The 19,247-nt window shown below is 65.0% G+C and carries 17 protein-coding genes; 8 read left to right on the forward strand and 9 right to left on the reverse strand.

What is annotated here, in order from left to right; genetic code table 11:
* The first annotated feature begins 4 nt into the window (after nt 1–4).
* Nucleotides 5–1,258, forward strand: coding sequence for a cyclic nucleotide-gated ion channel (locus ACVW1C_RS34795; protein ID WP_456763247.1), 1,254 nt, complete (start codon nt 5–7; stop codon nt 1,256–1,258).
* Nucleotides 1,259–1,336: 78 nt separating this feature from the next.
* Here the strand turns inward: ACVW1C_RS34795 and ACVW1C_RS34800 are convergent, their stop codons facing one another.
* From ACVW1C_RS34800 to ACVW1C_RS34810, 3 genes are all read right to left on the reverse strand, one after another.
* Nucleotides 1,337–1,816 (reverse strand): DUF3455 domain-containing protein, encoded by a 480-nt coding sequence (locus ACVW1C_RS34800; RefSeq protein WP_456762125.1) that lies wholly within the window; start codon nt 1,814–1,816, stop codon nt 1,337–1,339.
* Between the two features lie 37 nt (nt 1,817–1,853).
* Nucleotides 1,854–3,068 (reverse strand): NADP-dependent isocitrate dehydrogenase, encoded by a 1,215-nt coding sequence (locus ACVW1C_RS34805; protein WP_092115336.1) that lies wholly within the window; start codon nt 3,066–3,068, stop codon nt 1,854–1,856.
* A gap of 163 nt (nt 3,069–3,231) precedes the next feature.
* Nucleotides 3,232–4,926: an alpha/beta hydrolase family protein gene (locus ACVW1C_RS34810; protein ID WP_456762126.1), complete on the reverse strand. Its 1,695-nt coding sequence runs from the start codon at nt 4,924–4,926 to the stop codon at nt 3,232–3,234.
* Between the two features lie 350 nt (nt 4,927–5,276).
* Here ACVW1C_RS34810 and ACVW1C_RS34815 point away from each other — a divergent pair, with 350 nt between their 5' ends.
* Nucleotides 5,277–6,476: a TrmJ/YjtD family RNA methyltransferase gene (locus ACVW1C_RS34815; RefSeq protein ID WP_456762127.1), complete on the forward strand. Its 1,200-nt coding sequence runs from the start codon at nt 5,277–5,279 to the stop codon at nt 6,474–6,476.
* A 397-nt stretch (nt 6,477–6,873) separates the two neighbouring features.
* On the opposite strand, the gene ACVW1C_RS34820 is transcribed toward ACVW1C_RS34815, so the two are convergent.
* A complete protein-coding gene (locus ACVW1C_RS34820) occupies nt 6,874–7,914 on the reverse strand; it encodes an IS110 family RNA-guided transposase (RefSeq protein ID WP_456759367.1) in 1,041 nt (346 codons plus the stop codon).
* A 389-nt stretch (nt 7,915–8,303) separates the two neighbouring features.
* Between ACVW1C_RS34820 and ACVW1C_RS34825 the strand changes: the two genes are divergently transcribed.
* Nucleotides 8,304–9,149 carry a c-type cytochrome gene (locus tag ACVW1C_RS34825; protein ID WP_456762128.1) on the forward strand — a complete coding sequence of 282 codons (846 nt, stop codon included), beginning with the start codon at nt 8,304–8,306 and terminating at the stop codon, nt 9,147–9,149.
* A gap of 49 nt (nt 9,150–9,198) precedes the next feature.
* Here the strand turns inward: ACVW1C_RS34825 and ACVW1C_RS34830 are convergent, their stop codons facing one another.
* From ACVW1C_RS34830 to ACVW1C_RS34840, 3 genes are all read right to left on the reverse strand, one after another.
* Nucleotides 9,199–9,969 (reverse strand): SDR family NAD(P)-dependent oxidoreductase, encoded by a 771-nt coding sequence (locus ACVW1C_RS34830; protein WP_456762129.1) that lies wholly within the window; start codon nt 9,967–9,969, stop codon nt 9,199–9,201.
* Nucleotides 9,970–9,988: 19 nt separating this feature from the next.
* The gene (locus tag ACVW1C_RS34835) at nt 9,989–11,653 is read right to left on the reverse strand and encodes a thiamine pyrophosphate-binding protein (protein ID WP_456762130.1); all 1,665 of its coding nucleotides are present in this window, start codon (nt 11,651–11,653) and stop codon (nt 9,989–9,991) included.
* A gap of 258 nt (nt 11,654–11,911) precedes the next feature.
* On the reverse strand, nt 11,912–12,373 hold the full coding sequence (locus tag ACVW1C_RS34840; protein WP_456762131.1) for a PACE efflux transporter: 462 nt from the start codon (nt 12,371–12,373) through the stop codon (nt 11,912–11,914).
* Between the two features lie 85 nt (nt 12,374–12,458).
* Between ACVW1C_RS34840 and ACVW1C_RS34845 the strand changes: the two genes are divergently transcribed.
* Together ACVW1C_RS34845 and ACVW1C_RS34850 are read left to right on the forward strand one after the other, a co-directional pair.
* The gene (locus ACVW1C_RS34845; protein ID WP_456762132.1) at nt 12,459–13,349 is read left to right on the forward strand and encodes a LysR family transcriptional regulator; all 891 of its coding nucleotides are present in this window, start codon (nt 12,459–12,461) and stop codon (nt 13,347–13,349) included.
* A gap of 94 nt (nt 13,350–13,443) precedes the next feature.
* Nucleotides 13,444–14,172: an SDR family oxidoreductase gene (locus ACVW1C_RS34850; protein ID WP_456762133.1), complete on the forward strand. Its 729-nt coding sequence runs from the start codon at nt 13,444–13,446 to the stop codon at nt 14,170–14,172.
* 25 nt (nt 14,173–14,197) lie between these two features.
* Here ACVW1C_RS34850 and ACVW1C_RS34855 read toward each other — a convergent pair whose 3' ends face one another.
* Nucleotides 14,198–15,415, reverse strand: coding sequence for a diguanylate cyclase domain-containing protein (locus tag ACVW1C_RS34855; protein ID WP_456762134.1), 1,218 nt, complete (start codon nt 15,413–15,415; stop codon nt 14,198–14,200).
* A gap of 262 nt (nt 15,416–15,677) precedes the next feature.
* Nucleotides 15,678–16,337, reverse strand: coding sequence for a TetR/AcrR family transcriptional regulator (locus tag ACVW1C_RS34860; protein WP_456763248.1), 660 nt, complete (start codon nt 16,335–16,337; stop codon nt 15,678–15,680).
* 266 nt (nt 16,338–16,603) lie between these two features.
* On the opposite strand from ACVW1C_RS34860, the gene ACVW1C_RS34865 reads away from it, so the two are divergent.
* From ACVW1C_RS34865 to ACVW1C_RS34875, 3 genes are read left to right on the forward strand one after another with little or no spacing between them, the layout of a single operon-like run.
* On the forward strand, nt 16,604–17,146 hold the full coding sequence (locus tag ACVW1C_RS34865) for an OsmC family protein (RefSeq protein WP_050402025.1): 543 nt from the start codon (nt 16,604–16,606) through the stop codon (nt 17,144–17,146).
* 35 nt (nt 17,147–17,181) lie between these two features.
* Complete coding sequence (locus ACVW1C_RS34870) at nt 17,182–18,309, forward strand: acyl-CoA dehydrogenase family protein (protein ID WP_456762135.1); 1,128 nt, start codon at nt 17,182–17,184, stop codon at nt 18,307–18,309.
* Nucleotides 18,310–18,357: 48 nt separating this feature from the next.
* Entirely contained in the window at nt 18,358–19,236 is an 879-nt protein-coding gene (locus tag ACVW1C_RS34875) for a sulfurtransferase (protein ID WP_456762136.1), read from the forward strand.
* Nucleotides 19,237–19,247 lie beyond the last annotated feature (11 nt).

Below are 19,247 nucleotides of genomic sequence, written 5' to 3' on the forward strand. Positions count from 1 at the left end.
GCTGATCGTGGCGACGGCTCCGGGAAAGCCCACGATCAGCGATCCCGGACTGCGGGGGCGTCTCTACGAGCTGCTCGAGCAGGACCACCTGCCATATTCGGTCGGAGCGCGATTTGTCCGGCTCGTCGTCGCGATCATCACCGTCGATGTGCTGGCGGCGATCCTGGCGTCGGTGCCGGAGATCGATGCCCAGTTCTGGTGGCTGTTCACGGCGATCGAGATCACCGCGGTGACCGCCTTCGCGCTGGAATATGCCGCGCGGCTCTGGAGCGTGGTCGGCCGCTCGCTGCGCGACATGACGCCGCGTCAGGCGCGGCTGGAATACGCCTTCTCGGCGCTCGGCGTGATCGACCTGCTCGCCTTCCTGCCGTCGGCCATCGCGCTCGCGATCGGCGACAAGACCGCGCTGGTGCTGTTCGGCATGCTGCCGTTCCTCAAGCTGGTGCGCTATTCGACCGCGATGCGCTCGCTGCTGGCGGCGCTGCATGCCGAGCGGCGCACGTTGTTCGGCTGCGTCGTGATCCTGACCGGCGCGGTGCTGCTGTTCGCCTCGCTGCTCTATGCGATCGAGCACAAGGTGCAGCCGGACAAGTTCGGCACCATGCCGCAGGCGATGTGGTGGGCGATCGTGACGCTCGGGACCGTCGGTTACGGCGACGTCGTCCCGGTGACTGTGCTCGGCCGGATGGTCACGGTGGTTGCGATCGTGGTCGGCTTTGCGATGATCGCGCTGCCGGTCGCGATCGTCTCGACCGCGTTCGCCGACGAGGTCCGGCGCCGCGACTTCGTCGTGACCTGGGGCATGCTGGCGCGGGTGCCGCTGTTCTCACATCTCGGCGCTGCCGAGATCGCCGACATCATGCGCCTGCTGCGGTCGCAGACCATCGAGGCCGGCGAGGTGCTGGTGCGGCGCGGCGATCCGGCGTCGTCGATGTATTTCATCACCGCCGGCGAGGTCGAGATCGACCTGCCGAGCCAGCGTGTGCGGCTTGCCGACGGCTCGTTCTTCGGCGAGATCGCGCTGCTCCGGCGGACCAGCCGCTCCGGCACGGTGACGGCGATGCGGAAGACCAAGCTGCTGCTGCTCGATGCGCAGGACTTCCATGCCCTGACCGAGCGGATCCCGGCGCTCGCCGCCCATGTCAGGGAGACGGCGGAGGCGCGGCTCGCCGATCCGCTCGCGGCTGGTGGCGACCTTGCTGTCGGCGAACTCGCACAAGTGCCGCCGCGCGAGACCGACGGCGGCATCCGGGATTAGCTTTGACGCGTTTTCTTCACGCGAACCTGTACCCACTTCGCTCGAAAACGCTTTGGCCTAGTCTCTCCGCAAGAACACTTAATCCGCCGAATAGGCCGCGCTCTTCAGTGCGCCGGATTTATCGCAGGCGCCGCTGAGCTCGCCGCCCGAGGTGTTGATCCGCTGCACAGTGGCGACGCTCGAGAGCAGGCCGTTGCCGCGGTGGGAGATCACATCGAGCTTCAGCCAGGGAATGTCTGTGGGTGTCGCGCCGGGCGCGCTGCCGGCGGTGCGGGCGGTCACGGCGCTGCCGTCGACATGCTCCCAATTTGGTCCGGCATAGTGCCGGCCGACGGTGCGGCCATCGGCGATCAGGGTGGCGACCGGTTCGCGGAACGACCAGGCGAGCTTGCCGTCGGTGACCGGCTTGCATTCATAGACCTGCACGCCCTCGGCGTGGACGGTGAGGACCGCGGTCTCGTCGGGCGCCGCAACGGGGGCGGGCAGCGGGTCGGCAGCGAGTGTCGCCGACCCGGTCAGCAACAAGGATGCGAGCGTCACCCGGCCGGGAAAGGTCATGGTGACGCTCGCTATTGTGTTCGGCAATGGGCGGCCGTTAGGCCGCCATCGCCTTTCCGAGATTCTCGGCGACCTTGTCGAGGAAGCCGGTGGTCGAGAGCCAGCGCTGGTCGGCGCCGACCAGGAGCGCGAGGTCCTTGGTCATGTAGCCCTCTTCGACGGTCGCGACGCAGACCTTCTCCAGGGTGGTGGCGAATTTCGCCAGTTCCGGGTTGTTATCGAGCTTGGCGCGATGGGCGAGGCCACGGGTCCAGGCGAAGATCGACGCGATCGAGTTGGTCGAGGTCTCCTTGCCCTTCTGGTGCTCGCGGTAGTGGCGGGTCACGGTGCCGTGGGCGGCTTCGGCTTCCACCGTCTTGCCGTCCGGGGTGAGCAGCACCGAGGTCATCAGGCCGAGCGAGCCGTAGCCCTGGGCCACGGTGTCGGACTGCACGTCGCCGTCATAGTTCTTGCAGGCCCAGACATAGCCGCCGGACCATTTCAGCGCCGAGGCCACCATGTCGTCGATCAGGCGGTGCTCGTAGGTCAGGCCCTTGGCCTCGAATTCCTTCTTGAACTCGCGGTCGTAGATGTCCTGGAAGATGTCCTTGAAGCGGCCGTCATAGACCTTCAGAATCGTGTTCTTGGTCGAGAGGTAAACCGGGTAGTTGCGCAGTAGGCCGTAATTCAGCGAGGCGCGGGCGAAATCGATGATGGAGTCGTCGAGATTGTACATCTCCATTGCAACGCCGGCGCCGGGTGCCTTGAACACTTCCCGCTCGATCACGGTGCCGTCCTCGCCGACGAACTTCAGCGACAGCGTGCCCTTGCCGGGGAACTTGATGTCGGTCGCGCGGTACTGGTCGCCATAGGCGTGGCGGCCGATGATGATCGGCTTGGTCCAGCCGGGAACCAGGCGCGGCACGTTCTTGCAGATGATCGGCTCGCGGAAGATCACGCCGCCGAGGATGTTGCGGATGGTGCCGTTCGGCGACTTCCACATCTGCTTCAGGCCGAACTCCTTCACCCGGGCCTCGTCGGGGGTGATGGTGGCGCATTTGACGCCGACGCCGACCTTCTTGATGGCTTCGGCGGCGTCGATGGTCACCTGGTCATTGGTCTCATCGCGGTATTCCATGCCCAGATCGAAATAGAGCAGTTCGACATCCAGGAACGGGTTGATCAGCTTGTCCTTGATGTACTGCCAGATGATCCGGGTCATCTCGTCGCCATCGAGCTCGACGACGGGGTTGGATACCTTGATTTTTGCCATGACGGGGAGGCCCTCTTGGGAACGGCGCGCTTTTGACGGCGGGGGGGTGGAATACGCCTGCGCTATAGCACCGCCCGGGGACGGGCGGAAGCGCACCGGTTATGCACTTTCAGCCCATCTTTTCACCGAGAACCGCCATTCTGACGACGGCGCGTGGCCCCCTCTAAAACGGGACCTGCGTCGCGGTCCCGGCCACGATGTACCAGGTCACGAACAGGCCCGCGATCAGGGCTCCCGGCAGGCTCGATCCGGTCCGCCGCCAGGTAAAGGTCGCGATCACGGCGACGATCGCCAGGAGCGGCACGAACTGGATCGCGACGATGGTCGAGAGCGGCACGAAACCCGGGTCCGGGATCGGGTTGAACAGCTTTCCGGTCAGCCACAGCGTGCCGTATTGCAGCACCAGCAACACGATGAAACCGAGCGTCAGCGCCAGGATGTTGGTCAGATAGAGCGCTCCGCGCGGAGCGCCCATGGTCGAGAAATTCCGGTGCAGCACGTGCAGCGCCACGACGAAAAACGCCGTGAACGGAATCAGATAGATCAGGAAGATGAGGAATTGCTTCGCGCTCATCAATTTGAGTGCGACGATCCAGAACCTGAAGTCGATCTTGAAGGCGAGGTCGGCCAGCCAGAGCGCGGCGTAACCGACCGCGACCGACGCCACCGCGATCACGACGGATTGACCGACCAGGCCCGCCCGGCTCGCGCGTTTCGGGACGAACCACATCAGCGCCAGCGTGATCAGGCCGTTGATGATGGCCCAGACCAGGATCTGGTTGGTGATGCCCTGCGGCAGGAACGCGCTCGGGGTGACGACATTGCCGCCCAGTGCAAAGGCCGGGTAGTAGGTCAGCGCGGGGATGAAGGCCGACAGGATGAACGCCGTGGTCCAGCGCCGGCCGCTGGCGGCCTGATGCGCCGGCATGGTGCCATCGGCGACCGCCGGCAGCCGCAGGCGGGAGAACATCGGCGCTTCCAGCAACCCGTCGAACGTCCCGATGACGAGCGCCACGAAGCCGATCAGCGCGATCAGGGTGCCGATCTCCTTGCGGAACCAGATCTGGTCGTCGACCGGGCGAGGCGTGCCACCCTTCAACGTCTTGGCGAACCAGTCGAGGCTGTAGCCGATCGCCTCATGCGAGATGTGCTCGGCCGGATGGGTCATCGCCGGGGTGTACAGCACCCGGGCGGTGCCGTTGGCCGGATCGCCATAGACCTTGCCTGGCTCGACCGCGCCTTGCGTGCCGAACAGCGCCCAGAGTTTCGGGCTCTTGGTGACGTCGCGGGCGAGGTCGACGCCCCACATCAGGGTGGAGAACTCCTCGTACTGGGCGAACACCAGCGCGGTGTTGCGCGGCCAGTTCGCGGTGCCCTCGGCGGCGAACGGCTTGCCGGTGGACGAGCCCTCCAGCACCATCGATTTATAGTCGTTGGGCATCGCGGTGGCGGCCGCCAGTACGGTCCAGCCGCCCATCGAATGGCCCTCCAGCCCGATGTTCTCCTTGTCGACGAACGGCAGGCTGCGGAGATAGGCAAGGCCGTCAGGTCCGCCAAAGCCGTTGGCGAAGGAGGGCGGGTCGCTGTAGCCGTGGCCGGTCTGATCGAGCGCCAGCACCACATAGCCGCGGCGGGCGAGCTCGATGGCGAAGCCGTCCTGGGTCTCGCGCGAATTGATGTAGCCGTGTACGGCGAGGATGCCAGGCGCCGGAATCTGCGGCGTTGCGTTCGGCGGGACGTAGAGCAGGGCGCTCATGGTGTTGCCCTTCGCGCCCTTGAATCTGACATCCTCGATCCGGATGCCGCCTGCGGTCTGCGTGAGGTGGGCGAGCAGGCCCCCCGCCACGATCAAGACCATGCCCACAATCGCCAGCGTCCATCTGCCCCGCATCGTCGTCCCCCCAGTGCTTCGACCCAAGTGCCTCGCCGTTCAAGCGGCGCCTCAAGCATGCCTTTACAGCTTCGCTTTGGTTGTGGTTGATAGCCTATCCGAAGGCGAAGCGCGCGCAAGCGGCAGTCTTCACTCCGTGCGATTGGGATTCCGATTGAGGATTCGCAAACGCCGCTAACCCTGTTATCTCCTTGGAGAAAATGGTTCCGCGCAATACCGGTGCAAAGCTGGTTGCGCCGCTTGGCATGAGAGTTTGAATCAGCCGCTTCGCAAGCTGATTCAAAATCTTCAGACGTTGAATCAGAAAGTGAAGTGAGATGTCCGGCACCGACAAGACCAAGGCAGGACACGACCTTGCCGGTCCCGTCGTCATCCTGGTCGAGCCGCAGCTTGGCGAGAACATCGGCATGGCCGCGCGCGCGATGGGCAATTTCGCGTTGACCCGGATGCGCATCGTCAATCCGCGCGACGGCTGGCCGAATGTCGCCGCCCAGCGCGCCGCCGCCGGCGCCGACCACATCATCGGTTCGGTAGAGCTGTTCGACACCGTCGAGCAGGCGATCGCCGATCTCACGCTGGTGTTCGCGACCACCGCGCGCGCCCACGACCAGGCCAAGCCGGTGGTCGGGCCGGAAGGCGCGGCAAGCGAGATCGTCGGCCACGTCACCTCCGGCGGCGGAGCCGGCATCCTGTTCGGGCGGGAGCGCTCCGGCCTGACCAATGAGGAGGTCGCGCTCTCCAATCGCATCATCACCTTCCCGGTCAATCCGGGCTTCGCCTCGCTCAATCTCGCGCAGGCGGTGCTGCTGATGGGGTACGAGTGGTTCAAGCTTTCGACCGCGGGCGCACTGCCGTTCGCGATGCCGGAGCGGTCCGAACCGGCGTCCCAGCACCAGATGCAGGCGTTCTTCGACAACCTCGTCGCCGAGCTCGACAAGGTCGAGTTCCTGCGGCCGGCCGAGAAGCGCGACACCATGCTGGTGAACCTGCGCAACATCTTCAACCGGATGGACCCGACCAAGCAGGACATGCACACGCTTCATGGAGTCGTGATGGCGATCGCCGAGGGCCGCAAGGGCCCGGCCAAGGGCGGCGTGCTCGATGGAGCCCAGGCGACGCGGTTGCGGGCGCTGCTCGCCGAGCAGGGAGGGGGCGGTGCCGCCGCCGACAACTCCAGCACCGTGCGCGGCCTCGCCCGGCTGCTCCGCCGCAACCCGACCGACGCCGAGCGGATCCTGTGGCAGGCGCTGACGCGGGATCGCCGCTTCGCCGGCCAGTTCAAGCGCCAGACCCCGGTCGGCCGCCACATCCCCGACTTCGTCTCCTTCGTGCACCGGCTCGCGATCGAGCTGGTCAATCCGAACGAGAGCGAGGCCATCGTCGCCGACCGCGCCAAGCGCAGAGCCTGGCTCGAAGCGCGCGACTATCGGGTAGTGGACATGCAGGTGGCCGATGTCGAGCGTGACCTCGACGGCGAGCTGGCGCGGCTGGAGGGGAGTCTTCAGCAGGGGCGGTGAGCTTTCGCCGGCTGAGAGTCTGATGGCGTCGAGATCGATCGCGGGCCTCTCCACACGTCGTCCTGGCGAAAGCCAGGACGACACTGAATGTGGCATTGCCTACATCCTCAATCGTCCCTGCGAAAGCAGGGACCCATATGTGGACGGCCCCCGTGGCACAAGAGCTTTCTGGGATTGATCGGATCGCTTGCATCCATATGTCCGGCCTGTTGAGTGCGATCGAATGAATCGCTGGCCAAGATGGTTTGCGCGATGCGAGTTCCAAACAACCACGCGACCTGTTGACGGCCGATGGGTCCCACGGATTGTCTCGCATCGTTGCTCGATCGATCGCTCCATCTGCTCTTGCAGCTCCGGTCGGTCGGTCGGCGAGCGAGCCCGCCGGCCGGCCAATCTGTTAAGCGGTACCCGTCGTAGCGGCATTCAGCCGTGCGGCGTCATAACTCTCACCCGTCACCATCAGCTTCCAGGCGATGCGCGCCACCTTGTTGGCAAGCGCTACGGCCGCAAGCTTCGGCGGCTTGCGCTTGATCAGCGCCAGTAGCCAGCGCGAGTGATGACCGCGTCCGCGCCTGGCCTGCTGGATCACCGCCGTGGCCCCGACGACCAGCAGACGGCGCAGGTCCTCATCGCCCGCCCGCGTGATCTTGCCAAGCCTGGTCTTGCCTGCGGTGGAGTGGTCCTTGGGCGTGAGGCCGAGCCAAGCCGCAAAGTGACGACCTGAGCGGAACGCGGCCGGATCAGGTGTCTTCATCACCAGCATCGTTGCAATGATCGGACCGATCGACGGAATCTGCGCCAGGCGCCGGCCCGTGGCATCGCCGCGGTGCCAGGCCATCAGCTTGGCCTCAACCGCCTCCAACTCGTCCTCGAGCCTGACGCACTCCCGGCCCAGCATGGCAAACAGCTCGCGCGCCAGAGCGGGAAGCGTCTCGTCCTGCGCGATCCGCGCCAGCAGCGGTTCGATCGCCTCCAGCCCCTTGGGCGCGATCAGGCCATACTCCGCCGCATGGCCGCGGATCGTGTTGGTCAATTGGGTGCGCCGGGCGATCAGTCCGTCGCGGACCCCCATCAGCATCAGCGCAGCCTGCTGCTCGGCGCTTTTCACCGGCACAAAGCGCATGCTCGGCCGGCTCATCGCCTCACACAGGCCTTCTGCGTCTCGCCCGTCATTCTTGTTCCGCATCACGTAGGGCTTCACCAATTGCGGTGCCATCAGCTTCACCTCATGGCCCAGCCTGGAAAGCTCTCGCGCCCAATATTGCGACGCCCCGCAGGCCTCCATCCCGATCACCGTCGGCGGCAATTTGGCGAAGAACTCCAGCACGAGTTTGCGCGAAAGCTTCTTGCGTAAGACCGGCTGCTCGGACGCATCAACCCCATGCAGCACAAAAATATGCTTCGACGTATCCATCCCAATGCGGATAATCTGGTTCACGGACGGCTCCCATGTCTGAGATTTGCAACAACCTCATTCTGGCACACTGATGCCGTAGGGGGCCGTCCACACCATCAACCACAGGGGTGCGTTGTGGGGTCCGGCCCTCGTGCGCAATTGCGTAGTCAGGCTGCCTTCTCAAGCGCGTGAAACCTGCTAGATTTTGTCTGGTCAGCCCTCCGGCAATCGGATCTGCCGAAAAGATGGAGGCGACCGTACCATCGATCCGCGCGCGGCTTTTTCTCGCGCGCCAGCCGTGTAGTTCTTAGTCTTGCACACAGCCTTCGCAGCGCTGAAACCGGTGCGCATATATTTTGCTGACGTAGTTCTTTGAAGCCAGACATCGATCAGAGTTCAATCGCCATATTTAATTGATTGGAGGCGTCGTCATGATCCGTATCGGATCGCTAGCGCTCGTTATCGGTGCGGTATTGAGCAGCCCGGTCAGCGCACAATCGGAATTGGTCGCGCGCGGTGATTACCTGGTCAACGGCATCCTGACCTGCGGCAATTGCCATACCCCGAAGGGACCGTCAGGCGAGATCAGGGACAAGGCTTTTTCCGGCGGTGCGTCATGGGATGAGCCACCGTTCAAGGTCACGGCCCCGAACATCACGCAAGACAAGGAAACCGGCATCGGCAACTACACCGACGCCGAACTCAAGCAACTGCTGCGTAAAGGCATCAAGCGCAACGGCACGCGGGTCGCCATGATCATGCCAAGTGGCTTCTACGAGATCATGACCGATCGCGATCTCGATGCGGTGATCGCATATCTGCGCACGATCAAGCCGATCAGGAATGCGGTGCCGGAGCCAATCTACAAAATATCACAGGGGCATCCTGTTCCCCCGGGCGGTGAAAGCCCGTACACCGAAGCGATGTTGGGCGACAAGGTGCAGCAGGGATTCTACCTCGCCACGATTGCGCACTGCATGGAGTGCCACACCCCGATGGGGCCGCAAGGGCGAGAATTTGCCACCAGCATGGGCGCCGGCGGCGGCAAGTTTGCGGGACCCTGGGGCGTCTCGGTTTCGCGAAACATCAGCTCCAGCAAGACGAAAGGCATTGGCGGCTGGACCGATGAGGAGATCAAGCGCGCGATCACTCAGGGCGTCAGCAGGGACGGCAGCAAGCTCAATCCGCCGATGGGCTTCCATTACTACGCCACCGTGTCAGCCGCCGATCTCGATGCCATTGTCACCTATTTGCGGACGGTGCCGCCAAAGGAATAGTCTGAAGAGGGAATAGCCCGAAGCCGCGACGCGCCCGCTGAAGCGTAACTCAGGCGGCGCTGTAGCCGCCGTCGACCACCTGCGATGCGCCTGTCATGAAGGATGCCTTGTCCGAGCACATCCAGACCACGGCCTCCGCGATTTCCTCGGGCACGCCCAGGCGACGTGCGGGCACCTTGGCGATGATTTCGTCGTAGCGTTCGTCCATCGTCTCCTTGGTCATCGGCGTCTTGATGTAGCCGGGATTGACGCAGTTCACGCGGATGCCGTCCTGGGCGTATTCGATTGCCGCAGACTTGGTCAGCCCGACGACACCATGCTTGGCCGCGACGTAGTGGCCCGACGTGGCAAGGCCGACCAGCCCGGCGATCGAGGCGGTGTTGACGATCGCGCCGCCGCCGCCCTGCTTCAGCATCTGCGCGACCTCGTATTTCAGGCACAGGAACACGCCCATCAGATTCACCGAAAACATCTTCGCCACCGAGGGCTGCACGAGCTCATGGATGCGTTGGCCGGGCGGGCCGACAGAGCGTCCGGCCACGCCGGCATTGTTGAACGCGCAATCGATGCGCCCAAACGCCGACACCGTGCGCGCCACCATGTTGGCGACATCAGCCTCGTCGGTGACGTCGCCCTGGACCGCGATCGACTGGCCGCCCGCGGTGTTGATGAGCGCGACCGTCTGTTCGATTCCGTCCTTTGACAGATCGGACACCGCCACGCGCGCGCCTTCGCGCGCCATGGCAATCGCCGTTGCCCGGCCGATGCCGGAGCCGCCGCCTGTCACCAACGCAGCCTTGCCGTCCAGAATGCCTGCCATGATAACTCCTCCGACGCGGTTAGCGCTTGCCTTCGATCGCGATCTCGACGAGGTACGGGCGCTGCGCCGCGACAGCCTTGGCGATTGCGCCAGCGATGTCGTCCGCCTTCTCGACCCTGACCGCCTCGACGCCCATGCCGGCCGCGAGATGCACGAAGTCGAGCGCGGGACCGGTGATATCCATGTTCTGATAGGGATGCTGGGTGCCGGCCTCGAAATTCTGTCGCCAGACGTCCACATTGTGCTTGAGAATGCGGTACTCGCGGTTCGCGAGCACCACGAACACGATCGCAAGCTTGTGGTGCGCGGCGGTCCACAGCGCCTGGATCGCATACATCGCCGAGCCGTCGCCGGAGATCGCGACAACCGGACGGTCCGGCATCGCGACCTTGACGCCGATCGCGCCGGCAAGACCCTGGCCGATGCCGCCGCCGCGTCCGCCGAAATAATCGCCGAAGCCGCGATAGTCGAAGGCGCGGGCGAGATCGAGGCTCGCCGTGATGCTCTCATCGACGATAACCACATCATCGGGCAGGGCGCGACGAAGTTCCGAGGTGACGCGCGGCATGGAGCTTGGCTCGCGGTTCCAGCTCTTCTCGACGCGTGCGCGATAGGCTTCCTTCTCCTTCGCCTGCAGCTCGGCCAGCGCAGCGTTGCGGTTTTGCGCAGCCTGCCTGAAGTCCGCGTTCGCCGTGGCGCGCAGCGCGTCCGTCAATGCACTGATGCTGACCGCGATATCACCGACAATGCCGGCATCGAGCTTGTTGTTGAGCGCGAGCCGCTCGGTTGAGGCTTCGATCTGGAGCACGGACGCGCCGTGGGGAATGTGGCTATCAGGCGCGAACCAGATATCCTCGAAGAACGGACCGCCGACGAGGAGAACGAGATCGGTATCGCCGAGCACCTTGCGTACCTGCCGGGCGTCGCCGGGGAGCGACTGCCGATAGCTCGGATGGCTGGTCGGGAAGGGCGCGTGATGCCGCAACCCCTCGAACCACACGGTGGCGCCGATCGTTTCCGCCAGTGCGACCAACGCCTGCTCGCCGCCCGATCTCGCGACGTCGTCGCCGGCGATGATGGCCGGAGTTTTCGCCTTCAGAAGCAGCGCAAGCATCGCCTCGATCCCTGCCGGATCGGGGCGTGTCGACCGCCACAAATTGTCCGGCGTCGATGCATCGACCGCGGTCTCCTGTTCCAGGACGTCGATCGGGAGCGATACGAACACCGGCCCTTGTGGCGCATCGGTCGCCACCTTGAACACGCGGCGCATGATTGGTGCGATCTCGTCGGCGCGCTCGATCTGAACGCTCCACTTCGTCACGGGTGCTGCCATCGCAACGAGGTCGTGGCCGAGGAGCGGATTGTTGAGCCGCATGCGCGTGTCCTGCTGACCCGCTGTCACGACCAGGGGCGAATTTGCTTTCAGCGCGCCATAGAGCGAGCCGATGCCGTTGCCAAGGCCGGGAGCGACGTGCAGGTTGGCAACGGTGACGCGTCCGGATGCCTGCGCATAGAAGCTGGCGGCGCTGACCGCGACGCCTTCATGCAGCGCCATGATGTATTCGAGTTGCGGAAATGCCGGCAGGCTGTCAAGCAGCGGCGTTTCCGTCGTGCCGGGATTGCCGAAGATATGACGCACGCCGTGCGACACGAACGACTCCATCAGCACACGGCGTCCACGCATTCGCTTCCTCCCGGTTGGTTCTGATCCGTTTCGCGCATCATCGGCCGATGAACGGCCGATGGCAACTGCGAGACGGTTCGCCTCCGCGCCGCGCTGGTTTTCGCGGAACGCCGTGGACGATCACGCCTTCGAGATGCCGCCGTGCGCGGCACGGCGGAACTTGTGCGCAGTCGCTACCATCACGAATATTGCTGCGGTGTCAGGTCCGGCGCGGCGCCGCAGATCACATGATCCGAGGCGCCGAGTACCGAGGGCCGATCAGGCCGGCAGGGCCCGGCTTGCCGTGCGACCGTGCGCGCTGAGCTCGCGGACCGGAAACGCGCGATCGTAAGCGATGTTGAATACGAACGCGTAGACCAGATAGAACGCGACGATGGAGATATCCATCATCAGCGCGGCCCACAGCGAGATGCGGAGATACCAGGCGACGAACGGGATCAGCAGCACGATCAGGCCGGCCTCGAACAGCATCGCGTGCGCGACACGGATCGGCATCGTCTTGATGACACGGCCGGTGACGCGGACCAGCGCGTGGTCGAAGCCGAGATTGAACAGCAAGTTCCAGATCGTCGCCACCGTCGCCGAGACGACGCCGATGACGCCCATATGGGCGATCGGCTGATTGAACAGCCAGGCGGCTGCCGGCGTGAAGATGGCGATACCGATCAGTTCGAACAGGACTGCGTGCCTGACCCGGTCGGAGAAGGAACGCATAGACATTTTGAAACCCTTTCTGTCGTTGTGACCGGGTTTCTATCTGATATTATGGGATTACAAAGTTAGGTAATATCTGTAAAAGAGATAGATGGCCGTTTCCATGGACCAGCTCGAATCCTTCGTGGCGGCGGCCGAGCAGGGCTCGTTCTCCGGCGCGGCACGGCTTCTGAAGAAAGCGCAATCGGCCGTCAGCACCCACGTCGCCAATTTGGAGGCAGACCTCGGGGTCGCGCTGTTCGACCGAGCGGGTCGCAACCCGGTGCTGACCGAAGCCGGTGCGCGGCTGTTGCCGGAAGCAAGATTGATCCTCGATCGCCGCGAGCATCTCATCGGCGTCGCGAGCAGTTTCGAGGCGCATGTCGAGAAGCGGTTGGTGGTGGCGATCGACGAGCTCTATCCGGAGAGCGCGGTCGGGGAGCTGTTTGCGGAGTTCGCCAAGCGCTTTCCTCATGTCGAAGTGGAGCTGCTGTTTCCGATCATGGAGGACGTCAGTCGTCTCGTGCTCGACGGCAAGGCCGATGTCGGCGTGATGTGGCGGCAGGAGCATCTGCCGCCCGAGCTCGGCTTCAAGACCATCGGCTGGGTGCCGCTGCAGCTCGTGTGCGGCAAGAACCATCCGCTGGCGCATGGCCGGGTGGACTGGGAGGAGCTGAAGCGGCATCGCCAGATCGTGGTCACGGTGCGCAACGAAGGCACCGAGCGGCACCGGCTTCGTGTCGCCGCGGAGGTGTGGTGGGTGGAGAGCCATTGGGTGATCCTGCAGATCCTCAAGCAGGGCGTCGGCTGGGCGCTGATCCCGGCGCACATCATGGCGAGCTCGCAGGTTGCCGACGAACTGGCAATTCCCGAGCTGGAATTCGACGAGGGCGCGCATCCCGTTGCGCTCGAAGTGGTCTGGCACAAGCAGCGGCCGGCGGGGCCAGCGGCAAAATGGCTGCGTCGCCGTTTCGCCACGCGGCCGCCGATGCTCCGCATGTGACTGGACATGCGCGCCGCCGTTCATCGCATGGTGAGCTGACATCGCGACCGCGATGTGTTGCCATGCGCCGCACTGACCGGACAGGGTGGAGACGATGGCGAAGCAATTGGAAGGCAAGGTCGCGGCGGTGACCGGGGCGGCGTCGGGCATTGGACTTGCGAGCAGCGAAGCGATGCTGGCCGCGGGCGCGTGCGTGGTGATGGTCGACCGTGACGCGGCCGCGCTGCAAGCGCTCGCCGGCAGGCACGGCGATGCGGTGATCCCGCTGGTCATCGACCTGCTCGATCCGAAGGCCTGCGCGACGCTGTTGCCCGCGATCCTCGAGAGGGCCGGCCAGCTCGACATCCTGCACGCCAATGCGGGGATCTATGTCGGCGGCGATCTCGTCGATGCCGATACCGGCGCGATCGACCGGATGCTGAACCTCAACGTCAACGTCGTGATGAAGAACGTGCACGACGTGCTGCCGCACATGATGGCGCGCGGGACCGGCGACATCATCGTGACGAGCTCGCTCGCCGCGCATTTCCCGACGCCGTGGGAGCCGGTCTATGCATCGTCGAAATGGGCGATCAACTGCTTCGTGCAGACGGTGCGGCGCCAGGTGTTCAAGCACGGGATCCGCGTCGGCTCGATCTCGCCCGGGCCCGTGATCAGCGCGCTGCTCGCGGACTGGCCGGCGGAGAAGCTTGAGGAGGCCAAGGCAGCGGGCAGCCTGCTGGAGGCGAGCGAGGTCGCCGAGGTCGTGATGTTCATGCTGACCCGGCCGCGCGGCATGACCATCCGCGACGTCGTGATGCTGCCGACGAATTTCGATCTGTAGGGCCGCATTCCTGCCGGACGTCGTCTCAGGCGGCGCCGCGATCGAGCGCCGGCGTGGGGTCTTTTTTCGTCAGCCGGCGCAGTGCCGCGACATTGGTGGCGACGGAAGCCAGGCGGCACTGTGCCTTGCCGTCGGATTTGGCCTCGTACAGCGCGGCATCGGCAACGGCCAGGAGCTCCTCGGCCTCGGTGCCATGCTCGGGCGATACAGCGACACCGACGCTGACGCCGACCTTGGCGAAGATGCCGTCGGCGAGCCGGTAGGGCATCGTGACAGCCTGGATGATGCGCTGCCCGATCGCACGGGCCTGCTCGGCGGTGACGCCCTTCGCCAGCACCACGAATTCATCGCCGCCGAGTCGCGCGATCACCGCGGTCTCGGGCAGGGCGCGCCGCAGCCGCTCGGCGGCCAGCATCAGCACCTGGTCGCCGGCCGCGTGGCCGTAGGTGTCGTTGATCGGCTTGAAACTGTCGAGGTCGAGGAACAGCAGCGCGAATGGCCTGCCATTTCCGGCCGACGCCGCGAGTCTCGTGTTCAGCGCGGCGACGAAACCGGCGCGATTGCGCAAGCCGGTCAGGGTGTCGTGATGGGCAAGATGGCCGTTCTCGCGCTCGGCGCGCATGGTTGCGATCAGCATCTTGTTGAGGCGGAAGGCCGCGACCGTCATCGCTGCGAGATACATCGGCACCTGCAGGAACACGATGAACAGCAGCGGCTCGCCCGCCAAGGCTGCGCCCGGCACGATCGGGCCGAGGCTGAGCAGGATCATGGTTCCGGCAAGGCGCGGGGCGCTGAAGTTGCGGAAGCAGATGCCGCCGACCATCGCCGCCGCCGACAGCGACGCGAGCATCGCAACCACCCAATCGCCGCTTGCGAGGCTGATCAGGATGCCGAAGCCGACGCTGGCGCTCCAGGCGACCGCGAGGACAAGGTGCAGATCGGTCGGCGTCGGCCGCCCTTCGCGTGCCGCGCGATGCGCCGCCACGAGCACTGACAGCCGCGAGAGGCAGATGACGAGTTCGAGGATGACCCAGGTGATGAACGGCGCGGTCGGCTCGCGGATCGCAATCACGGCCGCGACGGCGACCGTGTTGACCGCGCCGGCTGCGAACACCGTCAGCGAGCCATAGAGATCCCCGATCAGCGCCGAGCGGATGTCGTCGGGCACGCCCGGACCCGCATCGGCGAGCCAGCGCGTCACGCCCCAGCGCGGCTGGCTGTATCGTCCTTTCTCGGACTGCATTATTCTTGCCCCGTACTTTCACGCGGCAACTGACCCGGCCGGAGCTAACAGGCGTTTAAGGCCGCGGCGGATCGCGCGGTGTGATTGACGACAGGTAAATCCGGCGGGCGATCGCGCCGCCGAATACCGATGCCGGAGGCTGCGATGCGGCCGTTGGTCGCGACGGTCCATTCGGCCGGCGGTTAATTTTCGGGCGGGCGTGCCGATCAAGGCGGACAACGAGGTGATCGGGGGCGTCGCTATATCGCGCCGTCCCTTTCCGTCAGACTGCCATGAGTTCGTCCGCGCGTCCCGCGCGCTTCGTCTTCTTCAGCTTCGCCGGCGCGAACAGATTGCTGGCGGCGAGGCCGGCGGTGTCGGCGACACCGGGATCGCAGGACACCATGGCGGCGACGATGGCGCCGTCGATCAACAGCGCGAGCTGATGCGCAAGCACCGCCGGTTCGCTCGCGCCCATCTCGCCGGCGAGCTTCTCGATATGCGCCAGCACCACCTTCTTGTGCTTCAGCGCGATGTTGCGGAACTGCTTGGCATCCTTGTCGTGCTCGGCGACCGCGTTGATGAAGGGGCAGCCGTAGAAGCGTTCCTCGGCAAACCAGCTCTTCAGGGCAGGGAAGATCCGCGCCAGCTTGGTCTGCGGATCGCCGCCGCCGGCCTCGATCGCGCCGATGAACCACTCACGCCATTGCTTGCCTTCGCTTTCCAGCACGGCATGCACAAGGTTGGTCTTCGAGCCGAACAGCTTGTAGAGCGTGGTCTTGGCGGTTCCGGCCTCGTCGATGATCGCATCGATGCCGGTGGCGTTGATGCCGTTCTTGCAGAACAGATGCGTCGCCGCATTCAGCAGGCGCCCGCGCGCCGATTCATCGTCGCCGGCGGCGAACGCCGAGGCAGGTTTTTTCTTCGCAAGCGATCTGACCATGCGCGGCAGTAAATCGGAGCGCGGCGAAATCATCAAGCCGCATCTTCGCGGGGGCGGGCATGTGCGCCGTCCTGCGCTCAAAATAATCGCGGCGGCGCGGCAGATGCACCGCGTTTGAGCAATCGCGCCCTGATCAATCCGCAGGCAGGCACAGCTAAGCGCCTGCGGGATTTCGCCTTTTGATTTGCCGGAGGACTGGCACGCTTCGTGCAGGAAACAGACCGTTCGGTATCCTGACCAATCCATCGCTCCCAGGGAGAAAACTGATGACCGCTGTCGCTCAAAAAACCGCACTGACCGGCTGCCTCGCGCCGATCGACAGAGGCGGGCTCGAGCAGCTGATTGCCAACGGCAAGGCCAACCCGAAGGTCATCAAGACCTTGAAGTGCAGGACGGTGGCCGAGGGCAAGTTCCGTCATGCCAACTACATCCGCAACCTCGCGCCCTACATCGTCGACGAGCCGCCGGGCCTGCTCGGTGACGACACCGCGCCCAATCCGTCCGAGGCCTCGCTCGCCGCGCTCGGCTCCTGCCTTGCGGTCGGCCTGCACGCCAACGCGGTGCATCGCGGCTGGATCGTCAACAAGCTCGAATTGGAATTGGAGGGCGATCTCAACATCACCGCGGTGTGGGGCACCGGCGACGTCAGCGAGAAGCCGGTCGGCTTCACCGACGTCCGCGTCAAGGTCGACATGGAATGCGAGGGCGTCGCGCAGGACGAGATCGACGCGCTGGTGGCGCATGTGAAGAAGTGGTCGCCGGTCGCCAACACCTTCACCCGCCCCGTCAATCTCGAGGTCAGCGCGTAAGGCTCGACCGGCAATTCAAGGTGCGGAGACCAACCATGGGTTCACTGGCATTATCGCGGGTCGCAGCTCAAGATCCCGCACCGACCATCACGGACGAGGTCGCGCGTCTGGCGCGTCAGGAGCTGGCACCGCTCGCATCCGCGATCGATGCCGGCTCGGTCTATCCCGGCGAATTCCTGCGCCGGCTCGGCAAGGTCGGCGCGTGGAGCAGCCACGTGCCGCAGGAGGGGCCTGCCGACCTGCGTTGGGCGATCCAGTCGATGGCCGCGCTCGGCGAGGTCTGCGGCGCCACCGCCTTCATGGCGTGGTGCCAGAACACGCTGGTCTGGTACGTCGCCAATTCCACCAACATGAAGCTCGCCGCGCGCTTCGGCAATTGCTTCTCCAGCGGGCGGGCGCTCGGCGGCACCGGGCTCTCCAACCCGATGAAGAGCTTCTTCGGCATCGAGCGGCTGAAGCTGAAGGGCCGCAAGGTCGATGGCGGCTACATCGTCCGCGGCGCGCTGCCGTGGGTGTCGAATCTCGGCCCCGACCATTACTTCGGCACGATCTTCGAGCGCGAGGACGAGGGCAGCAAGGGCGAGCCGGGCAGCACCGTGATGTTCCTTGCCGATTGCTCCGACCCCGCGATCACGCTGACGCCGTGCAAGCCGTTCCTGGCGATGGACGGCACCGGCACCTACGGCGTCCAGTTCCGCGACGTGTTCGTGCCGGACGAGTTGATCCTGGCCGAGCCGGCTGCGCCGTTCGTCAAGAAGATCCGCGCCGGCTTCATCCTGCTGCAGGCCGGCATGGGCCTCGGCCTGATGAAGGATTGCATCAACATCATGGACGAGGTCCATGCACCGCTCGGTCACGTCAACCGCTATCTGCCGCAGCAGCCGCTGCAATTCCGCGAACTCTATGCCGAGTTCGAGAAGGAGGCGATGGCGCTGGCAAGCGATCCCTACAATACCGATGACCGCTATTGGCGCCGTGTCGTCGCGCTCCGCCTGCGGATCGGCGATGCCAGCGTCGCGGTTGCGCACGCCGCGATGCTCCATTGCGGCGCGCGCGGCTATCTGATGAGCCACCGCGCCCAGCGCAGGCTGCGCGAAGCCTATTTCGTCGCCATCGTCACGCCTGCCACCAAGCAGCTGCGCAAGATGCTGGCGGACGGCTGACCAGGAGTTCGGGACCACCACAACTGCAACCACAAACAGGAGAGAGCCATGACGGACGTTCTGATCACCGCCGGCGAACTTGCCGAGTTCGTCAAGAAAGAACCATGTGTCGTCATCGACACGCGGAATCCGGATGCCTATGCGGCCGGCCATCTGCCCGGCGCCGTCAATGTGCATGACATCTTCACATTCCTTGCGACCTCGACGCCGGAAGGCATCGACGAGCTGAAGACCAAGTTCGCCGACGCGTTCGGCGCCGCCGGTCTCTCCGGCAAGGAAACCGCCGTGATCTACGAGCAGTCGATGAATTCCGGCTTCGGCCAGTCCTGCCGCGGCTACTATCTGCTGACGATGCTGGGCTATCCCAAGATTAAGGTGCTGCATGGCGGCTTCGATGCCTGGAAAGCCGCCGATCTGCCTGTCACCACCGACGTTGCGGTGCCGGCGAAGGCCTCCTTTGCGATCGTGCCGGAGGCCGGCGATATCATGATCGATGCCAAGGCGATGCTGGCCGCGGTCGGCAAGCCCGGCGTCGCGATCCTCGATGTGCGCGACGTCGACGAGTGGATCGGCGAAAGCTCCTCGCCCTACGGCAAGGATTTCTGCCCGCGCAAGGGCCGCATCCCCGGCGCCGTCTGGCTGGAATGGTACCGGATGATGAAGCCGACCGCCGAGGGCCCGCGCTTCAAGTCGAAGGACGAGATCCTGGCGGAATGTGCCACCGTCGGCATCTCGCAAACCACGCCGGTCTATCTCTACTGCTTCAAGGGGGCGCGCGCTTCGAACACCTTCCTGGCGCTGAAGAACGCCGGCGTGAAGGACGTGCGGATGTACTTCGGCTCCTGGAACGAGTGGTCGCGCGACCCGGCGCTGCCGATCGACGAGGGTCTGCCGACCGCGGCTGTCGTCACGGACAAGGCGGCATAGAACCTGCATGT

This window comes from Bradyrhizobium sp. USDA 4011 (genome assembly GCF_054063415.1).